The organism is Pseudonocardia xinjiangensis, from assembly GCF_050948425.1.
GTDB classification, from domain to species: domain Bacteria; phylum Actinomycetota; class Actinomycetes; order Mycobacteriales; family Pseudonocardiaceae; genus Pseudonocardia; species Pseudonocardia xinjiangensis.
Window position 1 is genome coordinate 3,001,586 of record NZ_CP192009.1, and the last position, 16,517, is coordinate 3,018,102.

The 16,517-nt window shown below is 71.2% G+C and carries 10 protein-coding genes; 7 read left to right on the top strand and 3 right to left on the bottom strand.

Translation table 11 applies throughout. The annotated features are described in order from the left end of the window. Positions 1-16: 16 nt before the first annotated feature. A complete protein-coding gene (locus ACQPZA_RS14300) occupies positions 17-5,389 on the top strand; it encodes a non-ribosomal peptide synthetase/MFS transporter (protein WP_433281253.1) in 5,373 nt (1,790 codons plus the stop codon). A 3-nt stretch (positions 5,390-5,392) separates the two neighbouring features. Here the strand turns inward: ACQPZA_RS14300 and ACQPZA_RS14305 are convergent, their stop codons facing one another. Continuing rightward, positions 5,393-5,698: an MbtH family protein gene (locus ACQPZA_RS14305; RefSeq protein ID WP_433281255.1), complete on the bottom strand. Its 306-nt coding sequence runs from the start codon at positions 5,696-5,698 to the stop codon at positions 5,393-5,395. A gap of 126 nt (positions 5,699-5,824) precedes the next feature. Here ACQPZA_RS14305 and ACQPZA_RS14310 point away from each other — a divergent pair, with 126 nt between their 5' ends. After that, positions 5,825-9,157, top strand: a complete 3,333-nt coding sequence (locus ACQPZA_RS14310; protein WP_433281258.1) for a non-ribosomal peptide synthetase — start codon at positions 5,825-5,827, stop codon at positions 9,155-9,157. 67 nt (positions 9,158-9,224) lie between these two features. Here ACQPZA_RS14310 and ACQPZA_RS14315 read toward each other — a convergent pair whose 3' ends face one another. Further along, positions 9,225-9,638 (bottom strand): nuclear transport factor 2 family protein, encoded by a 414-nt coding sequence (locus tag ACQPZA_RS14315; RefSeq protein ID WP_433281260.1) that lies wholly within the window; start codon positions 9,636-9,638, stop codon positions 9,225-9,227. 202 nt (positions 9,639-9,840) lie between these two features. Continuing rightward, the gene (locus tag ACQPZA_RS14320; protein ID WP_433281262.1) at positions 9,841-11,103 is read right to left on the bottom strand and encodes an MFS transporter; all 1,263 of its coding nucleotides are present in this window, start codon (positions 11,101-11,103) and stop codon (positions 9,841-9,843) included. Between the two features lie 445 nt (positions 11,104-11,548). Between ACQPZA_RS14320 and ACQPZA_RS14325 the strand changes: the two genes are divergently transcribed. The 5 genes from ACQPZA_RS14325 to ACQPZA_RS14345 are packed head-to-tail and all read left to right on the top strand — an operon-like array spanning position 11,549 to position 16,514. Continuing rightward, positions 11,549-13,858: a beta-ketoacyl synthase N-terminal-like domain-containing protein gene (locus ACQPZA_RS14325; RefSeq protein ID WP_433281264.1), complete on the top strand. Its 2,310-nt coding sequence runs from the start codon at positions 11,549-11,551 to the stop codon at positions 13,856-13,858. 16 nt (positions 13,859-13,874) lie between these two features. After that, positions 13,875-14,144 (top strand): acyl carrier protein, encoded by a 270-nt coding sequence (locus ACQPZA_RS14330; RefSeq protein WP_169393790.1) that lies wholly within the window; start codon positions 13,875-13,877, stop codon positions 14,142-14,144. Positions 14,145-14,186: 42 nt separating this feature from the next. Continuing rightward, positions 14,187-15,563: an aminotransferase class III-fold pyridoxal phosphate-dependent enzyme gene (locus tag ACQPZA_RS14335; protein WP_433281267.1), complete on the top strand. Its 1,377-nt coding sequence runs from the start codon at positions 14,187-14,189 to the stop codon at positions 15,561-15,563. Then, on the top strand, positions 15,560-16,012 hold the full coding sequence (locus ACQPZA_RS14340; RefSeq protein WP_433281270.1) for an acyl-CoA thioesterase: 453 nt from the start codon (positions 15,560-15,562) through the stop codon (positions 16,010-16,012). The genes ACQPZA_RS14335 and ACQPZA_RS14340 overlap by 4 nt, the downstream gene beginning before the upstream one ends. Continuing rightward, positions 15,999-16,514 carry a 3-hydroxyacyl-ACP dehydratase FabZ family protein gene (locus ACQPZA_RS14345; RefSeq protein ID WP_211173645.1) on the top strand — a complete coding sequence of 172 codons (516 nt, stop codon included), beginning with the start codon at positions 15,999-16,001 and terminating at the stop codon, positions 16,512-16,514. The genes ACQPZA_RS14340 and ACQPZA_RS14345 overlap by 14 nt, the downstream gene beginning before the upstream one ends. Positions 16,515-16,517 lie beyond the last annotated feature (3 nt).

A 16,517-nucleotide genomic window follows, 5' to 3' on the forward strand; every position in this document is an offset into this window, starting at 1 on the left:
CTCCGGAGGACCTCCCGTGAGCGACCTGACCGAGCTGCCTCCGACACCGACCACGATCCCTGCCGTGCCCGACGGGCAACCCGTCATGTCGTTCGCCCAGGAACGCCTCTGGTTCATGGACGCCTACGCACCCGGCACGACGGCGTACACGATCCCCGAGGCCTGGCGGCTGCACGGGGCGGTCGATCCGACCGCGCTCTCCGTGGCGTTGAACCGGGTCGCGGCCCGGCACGAGCCGTTGCGGACCCGCTTCCCCGCGACCGTGGACGGCCGGCCCGTCGTTCTCGTCGACCCGGTCGGCGCGATCCCGCTCACCACCGCGGCGGCCGGGTCCGACGACGCCGTGGATGCGCTCGTCGACGCCTTCATGGCCGAACCGTTCGACCTCGCCACCGGGCCCGTGGCGCGGGGGATGCTGATCACGATCGCCCCCGACGAGCACGTGTTCGCGCTCGCGGTGCACCACATCGCGGCCGACGGCTGGTCCACCGAGCTCCTCCTCGGCGAGGTGCTGGCCTGCCTGGCCGGCGACCCGCTGCCGGACCTGCCGGTGCGCTACCGCGACTTCGCCGCGTGGCAACGCGCCCAGCCCGACACCGAGCACGACGTGGCGTACTGGCGTGAGCAGCTCGCCGGCGTCGCACCGCTCGAGCTGCCGACCGACCGGCAGCGGCCACCGGTGCCGACCTACACCGGCGCCGCGCACGAGTTCTCGGTGGCGCCGAGCGTGCTCGCCGAGGTGTTCCGGCTCGGGCGTGGGCACCGGGCCACGCCGTACATGGTGCTGCTCGCGGCGTTCGCGATCCTGCTGGGTCGCCGGGCGCAGCAGGACGACGTCACGATCGGGTCGCCGACGGCAGGCCGATCCCTACCCGAGCTCGACGACCTCGTCGGCTGCTTCATCAACATGGTGACGATGCGGGTCGACGCGTCGGGCGACCCCACGTTCGTCGAGCTGCTGGCGCGGGTCCGCGCCACGGCCGGGCACGCGTTCGCCCACCAGGAGCTGCCGTTCGAGCGCCTGGTCACCGAACTGAACGTGCCGCGTGAGGTGTCACGTTCGCCGCTGTTCCAGGTGGTCTTCTCCATGCAGAGCTACGAGGCGGACCGGCCGAGCACCCCGGCGCTCACCGTCACCGACGACGTCGCCCTGTCGTACCGCGTGACCCGGTTCGACCTCGAGCTCCACACCGCGGGCGACGACGGCGGCTTCCTGATGGTCTACAACACCGCGCTGTTCGCAGCGGACTCGATCGCGCGCATGGGCGCCCACTTCCGCGTCCTGCTGGAGGGCATCGCCGCCGACCCGCACGCCCCGATCTCGAGCTACGAGCTGCTCACGGCCGACGAGCGCGCGCAGCGCGTGCGATGGAACGACACCGGCACCGACCTCGGTGCCGACCAGTGCCTGCACGTCCCGGTCGAGGCGCAGGCGCGCCGGACGCCCGACCACCCCGCTGTGATCCACCCCGCCGGTCAGCTCTCGCATGCCGAGGTCGACCGGAGGGCCGAGCACCTCGCGGCGCAGCTGACCGCCTCCGGGGTGACGAGGGGCGACCTGGTGGCCGTCGTGATGGAACGGGGCTGGGAGCAGGTCGTCGCGGTACTGGCGATCAACAAGGCCGGCGCGGCCTACCTCCCCGTCGACGCCGACCTGCCCGAGCGCCGCCGCGACGAGCTCATCACGCGCGGCGGCTGCACCGTGGCCCTCACCCAGGCGGCGCTGGTCCCGCGGCTGACCTGGCCGGACGGGCTGGCGACGCTGCCGGTCACCGAGGCGTCGGGCGGCGCGGCACCTGCCTGCCCCGCCGAGCCCCACGACCTTGCCTACGTGATCTTCACGTCGGGCTCGACCGGCACGCCGAAGGGCGTGATGATCGAGCACAGGGCCGCGCTCAACACCGTCCGCGACATCACCGCGCGGTTCCGGGTCGGACCCGACGACCGGGTGTTCGCGCTGTCCGCGCTGAGCTTCGACCTGTCGGTCTACGACGTCTACGGCACGCTTGCCGCCGGGGCCACGCTGGTCATGGGGCGCCCCGAGGAGGACAAGGACCCGGCCGCGTGGGCACGGATCGTCACCGAGCAGCGGATCACCGTCTGGAACTCGGTACCCGCGCTGATGGAACTGCTGGTCGAGCACGCCGAGCAGGAAGGGACCGACATCAGCTCGCTGCGGCTGGTGATGATGTCGGGCGACTGGATCCCGCCGACGCTGCCCGACCGCATCCGCGCGCTCGCCCCGAGTGCGGAGGTCGTCAGCCTCGGCGGAGCGACCGAGGGGTCGATCTGGTCGATCTTTCATCCGATCGACGTCGTCGACCCGTCGTGGACCTCGATCCCGTACGGCCGCCCCCTGGCCAACCAGCAGTTCCACATCCTCGACCGCGGGATGTGCGACGTCCCGGTCGGCGTGCCCGGCGACCTGTACATCGGGGGCGCCGGCGTGGCGAGCGGTTACTGGAAGGACCCGGAGCGGACTGCAGCGGCGTTCGTCACGCACCCGCGCACCGGCGCCCGCCTCTACCGGACCGGCGACCTCGGCCGGTACCAGCCCGACGGCGTGATCGAGTTCCTCGGCCGGGCCGACGCGCAGGTCAAGATCCGCGGCTACCGCATCGAGCTCGGCGAGATCGAGGCACACCTGACCCGCCATCCCGAGATCGCCGAGTGCGTGCTGACCACGCACGGGACGGGCAACGCCGCCCAGCTCGTGGCCTACGCCGTGGCCGAACCCGGGCACGAACCCGACCCCACGGGGCTGCGGTCGCACCTCGCCGCGGCGCTCCCGGCCTACATGGTCCCCAACTCGTTCGTCATGCTGCCCCGGCTGCCACTGACCGCGAACGGCAAGGTGGACCGCGGACGGCTGCCCGCGCCCGAGACGCCCATCGACGAGGGGACCGGGCGGACGCCGCCGCGCACCGAACCGGAGCGGGCGGTCCACGCGGTGTGGGCGGACGTACTCGACCGGGCCGACGTCGGGATCGACGACAACTTCTTCGACCTGGGCGGCCACTCCCTGCTCGCGATCAAGGCGGTCGAGCGGCTGAGGCGCGCGGCGCCGGGCGGCACCGAGATCGCCGTGATGGACCTGTTCACCCACCCGACGATCCGGCGGCTCGCCGCCCTGCTCGACGGGGGCACGCCGACGGAGCGCGGGCTCCTGCACCGGCTGACGCCGCAGCCGACGGCCGAGCCCGAGCTCAGTTACGTCGCCGTCCCGTACGGCGGGGGCGGGGCGATGGTCTACACGTCGCTGGCGGACGCGCTGCCGGCCACCCACGCGCTGTGGTCGGTCGCCATCCCCGGCCACGACATCGGGATCGACGAGCAGCACGCGCCGCTCGAGGACGTCGCCGCGCGGTGCGTGCGGGAGATCCAGGAGAACGTCACCGGGCCGATCGCGCTGTACGGGCACTGCGGTGTCGGCTCGGCGCTCGTCGTCGAGATCGCCAGGAGGCTGGAGGCGGCGGGCCGCATCCCGGAAGCGGTCTACATCGGCGCGATCTTCCCGTTCGCCCGGCCGGGCCGGCGCCTGCCCGCCGCGCTGGGCCGGTTCACCAACCCGGACGCGTTGCGCAGCGACCGCGCCTACGCGAACGGGCTGACCGCGCTCGGGCTCGACATGAGCGACATCGACCCCGTGCACGCCCGGCACATCGTCCGCAACACCCGCCGCGACACCGAAGCGGCGGAGGAGTACTTCACGGGGCTCTTCGGCAGCCCGGTGGAGCGGCTGCGGGCGCCGGTCATCAGTGTGGTCGGAGAGCACGACCCGGCGTCCGAGTACTACCAGGAGCGCTTCCGCGAGTGGCACGTCCTGACCGACACCACCGCCGTGGTGCTGCTCGACGAGGCGGGTCACTACTTCCAGGACCACCGCGCCGCCGAGCTCGCCGAGATCGTGACGACGACCCACCCGGCCGTCTCCGCCGGTGCGCCGGTCGGTGGGGACGCGTGGCGGCTGCTCGACGTCTCGCGGGCGGCTCCGCCGGGCGCACCCGAGGGGGCCCGGCCTGCGATGCGCCGGTTCCTCGCGGTGGCAGCGGGGCAGCTCCTCTCGGTCAGCGGCTCGGCGCTGACCGCGTTCGCGATCTCGGTCTGGATCTACCTGACCACCGGCTCGCTCGTCCAGTTCGCCCTGTCCGCCGCGGTCGGGCTGGTGCCCGGGCTGCTCATCACGCCGCTGGCCGCCTCCGTGGTGGACCGCGGCAACCGGCGCACGACCCTGCTCGCGGGCGCCGTCGGCGCGGTCGGGGTCCAGCTGCTGCTCGGCCTGCTGCTGTGGAGCGGGAACCTGCAGGTCTGGCACCTCTACCCGTTGCTCGCGTCCCTGTCGGTCGCGCTCGCGTTCCAGCGGCTCGCCTTCGGCTCCGCCGTGCCGCAGCTCGTCCCCAAGCGGTACCTCGACCACGCCACCGGTGTCGTCGGGATGGGCTCGGGGGCGAGCCGGCTGATCGTGCCGATCGCGGCCGTCGGGCTGATGGCCGTCGTGGGGTTGGAGGGCGTCCTCGTCCTGGGCGTGCTGAGCTACCTGGTCGCGATCACCGGCACGCTTCTGGTCCGGTTCCCGCGGACCATGGCGCAGCGGACGGAGTCGGTGACGGCCGAGATCAGGGCCGGGTTCCGGTACTCGTGGGGCCACCCCCGGCTCCGCCGGATGCTGATCTTCTTCGCGGTGCTCAACGTCGTCCTGTCGCCGCTGTTCCTGCTGGTCCCACCGCTGGTGCTCACCGTCGGCACGCTCACCGACCTCGGCTGGATCCTCCTCGGCTCGGGACTGGCGGGGGTGCTGGGCGGCCTCGTCGTGACGGTGTGGGGCGGCCCGCCGCGGCGCCGGATGCGCGGTGTGCTGCTGTGCACGCTCGGCCTGGCCGTGTTCTCCCTGGTGGCCGGCCTGCGAGCGGACCTGGCGACGATCGGCGTCGGCGTGTTCGGCATGTCGCTGTCGCTGACGGTGCTGAACGGGATCCATGCCGCGATCGTCGAGGTCAAGGTGCCGCAGCGGTTCCACGGCCGGGTGTCCGCGCTCAACGCGATGCTCTCGTGGTCGGCGCTGCCGCTCGGCTTCGGAGTGGTCGCAGCCTTCGTCTCGGTGCTGTTCGAGCCGCTCCTGACCCCGGGTGGGGCGCTGGCCCCGAGCGTCGGCGCGGTGATCGGCACCGGGCCGGGGCGGGGTATCGCGCTGCTGTACGTGCTGTGCGCAGCGGCCGTCGCGCTGCTGGCGGCGGCAGCACTGCGCTCCGGGCTGCCCCGGCTCGTCGACGACAGTCCCGACGCCACCCCCGATGACCTGATCGGGCTCCGGGCGCTGGGCCGCGCTCCGCTGACCCCCACGGAGGAGGCGGCCGACGACCGGGTGCCGACGAGATCGGGAACGGCCTAGTGGCTACGAGCCCATCTCGTCGACGAGACTTTTCGGGCGCATGTCGGTCCACGACCGGTCGACGTAGGTGAGACAGTCTTCGCGACCGGCGGGGCCGAAAACAAGCGACCAACCGTCCGGAATTTCTACGAGGTCCGGCCACAGTGAGTGCTGGTTTTCGCGGTTCACCACCACGACGTAAGACAGCGGTTCGTCATCGAACGGGCTTCCGTTCGGCCGAGTCGTCACCGCAACACTTGAGCACTCGATCCGGAACCTGTCAAGCAATCGGTAGCCGCCAGGGCATTTCCGGTCATCGTTCACATTCATGACCACTGTCGTTCAGATCGGAATGACTTCGGGAGGAGATGTATGTTGCGACCGCGAGATTCTGACGTTGCTGCAGATGGAGCCCGCGTCCCGGTTTCCGATTCGGCCGCCGGCGCCGGGATCCCCTTGTCACTCCAGCAGGAACAGGTCTGGTTCCTGCACCGGTTCGCTCCGGACAGCATCGCTCACCACACGCAGACGACGATCCGTGTCGTCGGTGCCTTCGATCTCGACCGGCTCGACCGGGTCGTCACGGAGATCGGTCGGCGGCACGAGGTACTGCGCACCACCTACCCGGAGATCGGTGGAAAACCGTGGCAGGTGGTGCACCCGCCGCAGCCGGTCCGGGCGAGGCGGCTCGACATCGGTGACGCCCGCGACGGACAGCACGAACTGCTGGCCGAGATCGTCACCCGGGAACTGCGCGAGCCGTTCCACGTCGAACAGCTGCCGCTGGTTCGCTGGACCGTGGTGCGGCTGTCGGACGAGGAGCACGTACTCGTCCTGGTGGCGAGCCAGCTGCTGTTCGACGGATGGTCCTTCTCGCTGCTGATGCGCGAGTTCACGACGCTGTACAACGCGTTCACCGACGGCGTCGAGCCGCCGTTGGCCGAACTGCCCGCCCAGTACCAGGACTTCGCGCGCCGGCAACGCTCGGCGCTGGAGACCCCACCCCTGCAGGCGCAGCTCGCGTACTGGCAGAACCAGCTCAGTGACCTCCCGCCCGTGCTGGAACTGCCGGTGGACCGCCCGAGGCCCGCGATCCAGAGCTTCCGCGGGGAGACCCTGCGGGTGGAGCTGCCACCCGGGCTGGCGGCCGCGCTGCGCTCGTTCTGCCGTGCTCACCGGGTGACGTTGTTCAGCACCATGCTCGCGGCGTTCTCCACACTTCTGTACCGCTACACCGGGCAGCGGGACATCTGCGTCGGGTCCTCGTTCGCCGGCAGGCAGGCATCCCGGACCGAGGACCTGATCGGCATGTTCGCCAACACAGTCCTGTTGCGGTGCGACGTCGACGCCAGGCTGGGCTTCGCCGACCTGGTCGAGAAGGTGCACAGCGTCGTGCTGGACGCGGCGGCGAACGAGCTGTTGCCGTTCCCGGAGCTGGTCCGGGTGCTCAACCCCACCCGGGAGCCGGGCCGCAACCCGCTGACCGACGTCCTCTTCAGCGTCGACGACTCCCCGGTCCCGAACCTCGACCTCGCCGCCACCACCGGGGCCGGAGCGACCGGGACGATCGTCGAGCGCCGGAACGGCTCGGCGAAGACGGACCTGAACGTCGTGGTGGTCCCACGAGAGGAAAGCCTGGGCCCCGACGCCGAAGACACCGATGACCGGATCACCATGCTCTGGGAGTACGTCGTCGACCTGTTCGACGCCGCGACCGTTCGACGGATGGCGGACAGTTACCTGCGGCTGCTGGCTGATGCGGTCGCATGCCCGGCGGCACCGCTGTTCGAGCTGGCTGTGCTCAGCCGGCGGGACCGTGTCATGGTGCTGGACGACTGGAATCCCGAACGCCGTCACTCCGCCGACGGCCCGCTCGTTCATCACGCGGTCCGGGCGCAGGCCCGGAGCACGCCGGATGCTCCGGCCATTCGCGACGGCGCCCGCGAGGTCAGCTACGCCGAGCTGATCCTTCAGGCCGACTCGCTGGCCGCCGTCCTCCGCGCACGCGGTGTCCTACCTCGGACGGTGGTGGGTGTGTGCCTGCCACGTGGCGCGGACCTGGTGATCGCCGAGCTCGCCGTGCTCTGCGCCGGGGCCGCCTACCTGCCCCTGGACCCGGACAACCCGCCGGCCCGCCTGGCCGGCCAGTACACCGCCGCCGGTGTCGTCCTCATCGTCACCAGCAGTGTGATCGAGGACCGCCTCCCTGCCGATCTCGCACGCCTGCAGATGGACCGGCTGCCCGATGTCACCGATGTGCCTGACGCCGGTCCGGAGCCGGTACTCGGCGGGCATCCGACGACGCTCGACGACCTCGCCTACCTCATCGCGACATCCGGCTCGACGGGCCGGCCGAAGATCGTGATGGTCGACCACCGATCGCTGTCCAATGTGGTCGCCTGGCGTCGTCGGCGCTGCGACATCGGGCAGGCCGACCGGATCGCCCAGGTTGCGTCCCCCGGGTTCGATCCCTCCGTGACCGACATCTGGCCCACCCTGGTCTCCGGCGCGACCCTGTACGTGCCCGACCAGGACACCAAGCTCGATCCGGAGCGGCTGCGCTCGTGGCTGGTCGACGAGGGGATCACCGTCACCGAGTTGCCGACGGCACTGGCCGAGCGCGTGCTGGCGCTGCCCTGGCCCGCCGAGCCCGCCCTTCGGGAGCTGATCATCGGGGGCGACCGGCTCCGGGTCCGGCCTGCCGCCGACCTGCCGTTCCGGGTGCTCAACGAGTACGGCCCGACGGAGACCACGGCGACCGCGACGGCCGGGCACATCGAACCCGCCGGAACCGTGCACGGGCCCCCCGACATCGGACGCCCGATCACCGGCGTGAGCGTCTACATCCTGGACGCGTGGCGACAGCTGGTACCGCCCGGGGCGACCGGTGAGCTCTGGATCGGCGGCGTCGGTGTCGCACGCGGCTACCACGGTTCGGCACGGCTCACCGCGGACCGCTTCGTCCCCGACCCGTTCTCCGACGTCCCCGGGAGGCGGATGTACCGCACCGGCGACCTCGCACGGCATCTCCCGAGCGGGCAGATCGAGTTCGTCGGCCGCCGGGACCGCCAGATCAAGCTGCGCGGCTACCGGATCGAACCGGCCGAGATCGTCGAGGCACTGCGCGCACACCCCGCAGTCACCGACGCGGTGGTGCTGGCTCAGACCGACGAGGAGGGGGAGAAGCGTCTCGTCGCCTACCTCGAGGCGCAGGACCGACCGGCGCTGCGGCAGCAGGTGCGTGAGCACCTGGCCAACCGCGTGCCGCGATACATGATCCCCACCGATTTCGTGCTGCTGGACTCGTTGCCGATCAACCGGAACGGGAAGGTGGACGAGCGTGCGCTGCCAGCCCCCGGGCCGACCGAGCCCGACTCCGACTTCCGGGCGCCCAGCACCGGTACGGAACGGATGCTCGCTGACACCTGGTGCACGGTGCTGCGGCTGGAACGAGTCGGCCTCGACGACAACTTCTTCGACATCGGCGGGCACTCGCTGCTACTGGCCGCGGTGCAGCGGGAGCTTGCCGAACGGGGTCACGACCTGTCGATCGTGACGTTCTTCGAGCACACGACGATCCACCAGCTGGCGACGTATCTGGATGATCGCGGCATGGTCGCCGGCATTGATGCCGACGAGTCCGGTGGAGCGGCCCGACGGGGTGCCGGGCGCGCTCGCCTGAGCCGGCGCCGGGCAGCAGTGCGCTCAGCCGAGCCGACGAATGCGGGCGGTCCCGAGGAGGGAACGGGTGGCAGCGGCTCCGGCCCGGCACCTGCCTGGACTTCCTGACCACCGGGGTCGCGTACGAGCCGGGACTGCGCGTCCCTGGTGGTCACCGTCGACGGCGGTGCCGTCGTCACCTCAACGGTTCCATCAGCACCTCGTTCGCGTGGAGGGTGTCGAGGTATTCTCGCACTGTCCGGATCTTGCCGTCGCGGACCTGGCACGAGAAAGCAACTCGATTGTCGTAGTTCTTTCCCGTTGCCGACACGCCACGGGCGGTGAACTCGACAATCACGCGACTACCCTCGGCGATAGCGCTGAAGATGTCGACGTGAACGCCAGCGGGAATGGCGGTGCCGATGGCGCCGAGGACGTTGACAAGTTCCGACTTGGAATGCTTTCCGGCCAGCGGAAAACTCTCCGGGTGACCCCCGATGAGGTACTCCAGGTCGTCCCCGAGGCAATCCAGGGCGCTTTCCACCTTTCCCTCTGACAAATCTTCATAAAACCGCAGCACCAGTGCCTTGTTCTGTTCGGACTCGTTCATGGCTTTTCTCTTTCCGAGTTGTTCTCGAGCCGACGACGCACGCCAGGCTGTCGGCGAGGTCCGGCGCTGTTCGAGGACGCGCGCTCCGGCGCCCTGATCGTGAACCTAGCTGCGGTCGGAGCTACGAGGGAGGCCCCGGTGTTCCTAGGTACGTGTACCTAGGAACACCGCACCGGCTACCGACGCGTGCCTGATCCACTCATCACGACGGTTGCGGATGGGCACTGTGGTGGACGACCTCGCGCAGCTTGGGGATCGTGGAGAACAACGGCGGCAGGAAGGACAGGGCGTTGAGTCCGGCGGCCAACCAGAACACGCCCGGTAGCCCGATGTGCTCCACCAGCAGTCCGCCGCCCGCGGCACCCAGTGGGATGACGCCCCAGGTGGCGAACCGGAACACCGAGTTCATCCGGCCCAGCAGGTGCGGCGGTGTGACGGCCTGGCAGAGGCTGACCTGCAGGACGTTGAAGATGAATGCGCCGAGGTACGCGACGAACATTCCGATCGCGAACGTCACGGGCCCGATGGACATCGGCAGGATCGCCGAGCCGGCGGTGAACAGGACGATCGAGACCATGAATGCGGTGCCGGTGCCGAAGCGGCGTGCGAACGGTTCCGCCACGAGTGCGCCCAGCACGCCACCACCGTTGCCGACGGCCAGCGCGACACCGATCACCACGGGGCCCATCACCAGCACCTCGGCGGCGTAGACGACCTGCAAGGCGAGGATGATCGCGGACGCGAGCTCGGCGAGCGTGGCGCACAGCAGCAGCGGGCGCATCAGCGGGTGGCCGAAGACGAAGCGCACGCCCTCGCGGATGTCCCGGCTGAGGCTGGTCTTCTCGACCGGTCGATCCACCGGTGCCGGCTTGCGGATGCGCAGGACGTAGTACGCCGACGACAGGTACGTGACCACGTCGGCGAGCACCGCGAGCGGGGCGGTGAGCAGCTGCACCATGAAACCGCCGACGGCCGGGCCGCCGATCTGGGAGACGGAGCGGGAGAGCTCGAGCTTGCCGTTGGCGTCGACGAGGCGGTCCTCGGCGACCAGCGCGGGCAGGATCGACAGCTGCGCGACGTCGTAGAAGAGCGTCCCCAGCCCGATCAGGAAGGTGACGACGTACAGCAGCGGCATGCTGAGCACGTCCAGTGCCAGCGCGATCGGCACGGCGAGCAGCGCCACCGCCCGCAGCAGGTCGGCTCCGATCATCACCGCGCGCAGCGGCAGCCGTTCCACCCAGACGCCTGCGGGGAGACCGATCAGCAGGATCGGCAGGTACTCGACCGCCCAGAGCAGACCGATCTCCAGCGGTGACGCGTCGAGGGCGAACAGCGCCACCAGCGGCAGGGCCAGCAGGGTGATGCCGGTGCCGAACAGGCTGACGGTCTGGGACATCCAGAGGTTGCGGTAGTCCGCGGCGCCCCACAGGCTCCGGCGCAGGCCCGATCGCCACTCGGTCGTCATCCCGGGCGCCGGTCGACGGTCGTGGTGGGCATGGGTGTCCTTCGGGGTGGGAGCACGGGATCCACGTCAGCTCCGTCCAGATCGTGCCGCAGGAAATGCGAGACAGATTGCCGACTCGACGTTTCGTGCGCGGCGAGGGCTCGGCGGCCTGTTTTCGCGCATAGTGACCTGCATGGCGATCGGGTGGGCTGCCGGTATCAGTAGATCCACTGGCTACATATTTGTCAAGCCGGGCCGCCACGGCCGAGAACGGCTAATGCATCCAGTGCCGGACTTTAGCGTCGTTGCAACTTTGCCTGATGTTTACCCGCGCTTCCGCTGTGATCGCGCGGGCCGGTGGCTACTCTCCGACAGGCGCTGTCCCACGCAGTTCGCGGGTGATTGCCTGTTCGACGTCTGTTCCGTCGTGCCGGCGTCCCGATCGATTCCGACCGGAGACCGAGGTATGAGTACCGAAGACGTCGGCGACAGCGGTTTCATCGCCGTCACGGCCATGGCGGGACGTTTCCCGGGAGCCCCGGACGTCGAAACTTTCTGGGCCAACCTCTGCGACGGCCGGGAATCGGTGTCGGTGCTGCGCGACCAACTGCCGGCGGCGACAGACGGGTACGTGCCCTCCTACGGCCTGCTGAGCGATCCGGATCTGTTCGACGCCGACTTCTTCGACTACTCGCCCGACGACGCCCTGATCATGGATCCGCAGCACCGGCTGCTGCTGGAGTGCGCCCACGAGGCCCTCGAGCGCGCCGGCCACGGCGGCCCCGAACGCCTGTCGACCGGCGTGTTCGTCGGGGGGTCGGTCACCGACCACGGAGCCCTCGTCCGGGCCTGGGGGCACGCCCGGGGTGCGCCGTTGCCGGACACCCGTGTCCAGCAGGGGAACGACGTCGACTTCCTCGCCACCCGGATCGCCTACAAGCTGGACCTCACCGGGCCCGCCATGGCGGTGCAGTCGGCCTGTTCCTCGTCGTTGGTGGCGGTGCACGTCGCCATCGGTGCGCTGCTCGCGGGTGACTGCGCGATGGCGGTGGCCGGCGGCGCCTCGGTGCTGGCCGCGATCCCGATGCTGCAGCACGACCCGGACGACATCTTCGCCGACGACGGGCGGTGCCGTCCGTTCGACGCGCACGGCCACGGCACCGTCCGGGCGAGCGCGGTGGGCCTGGTGGTACTGCGTCCACTCGCCGAGGCACTGGACGACGGTGACCACGTGCACGCGGTCATCCGCGGTACCGCGGTCAACAACGACGGCCGGCGCAAGATGGGCTTCCACGCACCGAGCGTGGCCGGGCCGGCCGGGGCCGTGCGCACCGCTCAGCTGGTGGCCGGTGTCGACGCCGACGAGATCGGCTACGTCGAGGCGCACGGCACCGGCACCGCGCTCGGCGACCCGGTCGAGGTCGCCGGACTGACGAAGGCGTTCCGCCAGAGCACGGACCGGACGGGGTACTGCCGGATCGGGTCGGTCAAGGCCAACGTCGGCCACGCCGACGCGGCCGCGGGCATCGTGGGACTGATCAAGACAGTGCTCTGCGTGGAGCACGGCGTGCTCCCCGCCAGCCTGAACTTCAGCGAGCCGAACCCGGCGATCGACTTCGCGTCCTCCCCGTTCGTCGTCAACGACCGGACCGTCCCCTGGGAGTCCGGGGGGCGGCCCCGGGTCGGCGCCACGAACGTGCTCGCGTTCGGTGGGACCAACGCACACGCCGTGGTGGCCGAGTCGCCTGCCGCGCTCCCGACGACCCCGGGGCGACCGGACCACCTGCTGGTCCTCTCGGCGCGGACCTGGCCCGCGCTCCAGGACGTCGCCCGCATGCTGGCCGACCACCTCGAACGGTGTCCGGGCACCGATCTCGCCGACGTCGCGTGGACCTTGCAGACGGGTCGGGCGATGCATCCGCAGCGCCACTTCGTGGTCGCCGCGGACGTGGCCGAGGCCGTTGCGGCGCTGCGTACCGGCCTGCCGGGCGGGGACGGCCCGGACCGCGCACGCCGACAGCGCACCGTGTTCCTCTTCGCCGAGCCGGGCGGCGACCGCACGGGCTCCGTCGCCGCGATCCACGCCGCGGAGGAGGTGTTCCGCGCCCACCTGGACGAGATCGCCGACGCTGCGCACCCGCATCTCGGCCACGACCTGCGCCGGTCGCTGCTCGCGGCCCCCGGCCCGGAGAGCACGCCCGCAGTGCCGGCAGCCCACCTCGCTGTGCAGTACGCGACGGCGAGGCTGCTGATGTCCTGGGGTGTGCGCCCCGACGCGGTGGCCGGGCAGGGGCTCGGCGCCCGCTGCGCGGCGGCCGTCGCCGCGGAGCTGAGCCCCGCCGACACCGCCCGCCTGCTCGTCGCGCTCACCGAAGCCGAAGCCGAAGATGCGGTCGCCGGGGTGCCGGCGCGGCCCGGCAGGCCACTGCTCTGCGACGTCCCGGCGGCGCTGGACGGCGCACCGGGGCAGATCGTCGTGCACATCGGGGCGGAGCCACCGGCAGCGCCTGCCGCCGGCGTCGTCGAGCCGGTGCCCGTCGACGTCCTGCCTGTCGACGTCCTGGATGGGCCCGGCCGGTCACCGACCGGTTTCCGGACGGCGCTCGCCGCGGCCGGTCGGCTCTGGGCGGCCGGGGCGACGGTCGACTTCGCCGCCCTGCACGCGGGCGAACGACGGCGCCGCCTGCACCTGCCGACCTATCCGTTCGAGCGACGTCCCTACCTGGTGCCCCACCCGCCGTCCTCTCCCCACCCACCACCCGAGCGTCTCGACTGAAGGAGCACGTCTCTCTGTGAACGACATCGAGCGAGCCATCGGCTCCCTGCTGGTTGCGGACCTGTTCGTCGAGGTCCCGGAGGACCGGATGAGCCCCGAGGACCGGCTGCGCGGCGATCTCGGGCTGGACTCGCTGGGCTTCGTCGAGCTGCGGGTCCAGTGCGAGAACACGTTCGGGGTCACGATCTCCGACGCCGACTTCACGCCGGAGAACTTCACCAGCATCCGCAGCGTGGCCGACCTCGTCCGCACCTTGCAGGGCAGCTCCACCGTCGCCGGCGACTGACCGTCCATGGCTCCGACCAGCACGGCCCGAGAGGACACATCCATGTCAGCCGCAGGCGTGCTCGGATCGACCCGGTCGTGGTTCGACCGGGACGTCCAGTTCGACCACTACGGAGCGGACCCGCTGCCGTTCGGGTGCACCGGGGCGAGGGGGATCGTCCAGCAGTTCGTCGAGCTTGCAGGTGGTCAGGCGGGCCGCTCCTTCGACGTGCTGGACGCCAGCGGCGGGTACGGGTCCGCCTGCCTGGGTGCGGGGTCGGAGGTGATCGCCGAGGCGTTGGCGACCGCGGTCCGGCAAGCGGGCTACGTGACCGATGAGATCGCCTCGGCGGAGCGTTCCCTGCTCCTGGAGCGGCTGTTCGGTCCCGGCGGGCTGTTCGCGGACCGGTTCCCGGCGGCGGACTACCGGGTCAGCGGACGCAACTCGGGCTCGGAGGGCATGGAGCTCGCGCTGCGTCTCGTCCTCGAGTCGCGCTTCGACCGGCGCCTGCTGCGCGCCGTCCCCGGGGCCGAGCAGCGTGACATCGTGCTCGGCTTCGAGGGGGCGTGGCACGGCTGGTCGGGGGGACTGCTTCCGCTGCTCAACCGCCGCCACTACCGGGTCGGGCTGCCCGCGGTCGCCCCGGAGCAGTTCGGCTTCAGCACCGACCACATCCCGTTCGGTGACGTCGAGGCGGCGCAGGAATGGTTCGACCGCAACGGCGACCGCGTGCTGGCGGTGGTGGTCGAGCCCGTCCAGGGCGACGCCGGGATCATGGTGCCGGAGCAGGGCTACCTGCGCCGGCTGGCCGCGCTCGCCGAGCAGAGCGGCGCCCTGCTGGTGGCGGACGAGGTCCTCACCTTCGCCAAGACCGGCGGGTTCTTCGCGATGTCCGACGACGAGGGCCCCATCCCCACCGACATCACGGTGATCGGCAAGAGCCTCGGCATGGGTGCGCTGTCGACCTCGATGGTCATCGTGCGCCGCGAGCTCGGGGTGCGACCGACCGGCACGGTCTCGACCTCCGACCTGCGCCCGCTCACGTGCGCGGTGATCCGGGCAGGCCTCGACCACGTTGTTGGGGAGGGGCTGCTCGAGCGCTCCGCGGAGGTGGGCGCGCAGCTGGGCCGGCTGCTGCGGGAGCGGGTGGTGGCGCCGTTCCCCGACCTGTACCGGGAGGCCCGCGGAGTGGGTCTGCTGCACGGGATCGAGCTGACCGAGGCCGCCGCCGCCCGCATCGGCGAGCTGCGCAACTGCATGATCCGCAATGGCGTCTACGTGGAGTTCATGTCCGGCGCCGGGCGCCGTTCGCACGGCCTGCGGTACGTGTACCCGACGATGCGGGTGGCGCCGCCGCTCGTCGTGTCCGCCGACGACGTCGAGACGATCGCCGCGCGGCTGGCAGCCGGGTCGCAGGCTCTGCGGGAGCTCGCGGCGTGACGGCCGTCCCGTCCGCACCGGCGGGTGCGCGGCTGCTGCCCGTCACCCGGCGCGTCGAGCACGCCGACACCGACGCGTCCGGCGTCGTGCACTTCGCGCGGTACCCGGCATGGGAGGAGACCGCGTTGCTGGCGAACCTCGAGCGGCTCGGCGTCGGGCTCGGCGTGCTCGCGCGCGAGGGGTTCGACCTCGTCGTCACGGAGTCGACGACCCGGTACCGCGCACCGGCGCGCTATCCCGACGAGCTGAGCCTGGAACCCGTCGTCGGGCACCTCGGCGCCGCGCGGGCCCGGATCGACACGACGATCCGGCGGACCGCGGACGGCACCGAGCTCGCCACCGGCCAACTCGTCGTGGCCCTCACCGATCGCGCGACCGGTGCGCCGTGCGCGCTGCTTCCCGTCCTGCACGCCGTCCTCGAGGAGACCCGCTCCGATGTCCACCGCTGAACCCGACGTCGCGACCGACCGGGACACGTCGTCCGAGCCGAGCCGGACAATGGGCTTCACCGAGATCAAGAGCTGGTTGCGCCACCGGCACCCGATGCTCTACCTCGACCGCGTGCTCGACTACGAGCCGGGTGTGCGGCTGGTCAGCAGGCTCTCGGTGTCGGCACAGATGGACGCGATCGCAGGGCACTTCCCGGAGCGCGCGATCTTCCCGGCCAGCCATCTGAGCCAGGCGTTCGCGCAGTCCGGGATCATCCTGTTCCAGGTCAGCACCACGCGCCTCGCCGAGGACGAGCTGACGCTGGTCGGCGCGATGAACTCGCGGTTCTTCCGGATCGTCACCCCCGGCGACACGGTGACGATCACCGTCTCGGTCGACCGCCTGCTGGGCGCCACGTTCTTCTTCTCGGGCCGGGCCGTCGTGGACTCGACGACGGTCGCCGCGTTCCGCGCCAACCTCGTCCGGCGCAAGACCGCCGACATGGGGCACCAGTGGTGGTGACCG

What these genes read in the sequence shown, in the direction of transcription:
- ACQPZA_RS14345 (WP_211173645.1), top strand. Translation starts at nt 15,999, where the DNA reads ATGTCCACCGCTGAACCCGACGTCGCGACCGACCGGGACACGTCGTCC.
- ACQPZA_RS14320 (WP_433281262.1), bottom strand. Translation starts at nt 11,103, where the DNA reads ATGACGACCGAGTGGCGATCGGGCCTGCGCCGGAGCCTGTGGGGCGCC.
- ACQPZA_RS14325 (WP_433281264.1), top strand. Translation starts at nt 11,549, where the DNA reads ATGAGTACCGAAGACGTCGGCGACAGCGGTTTCATCGCCGTCACGGCC.
- ACQPZA_RS14335 (WP_433281267.1), top strand. Translation starts at nt 14,187, where the DNA reads ATGTCAGCCGCAGGCGTGCTCGGATCGACCCGGTCGTGGTTCGACCGG.
- ACQPZA_RS14315 (WP_433281260.1), bottom strand. Translation starts at nt 9,638, where the DNA reads ATGAACGAGTCCGAACAGAACAAGGCACTGGTGCTGCGGTTTTATGAA.
- ACQPZA_RS14305 (WP_433281255.1), bottom strand. Translation starts at nt 5,698, where the DNA reads ATGAATGTGAACGATGACCGGAAATGCCCTGGCGGCTACCGATTGCTT.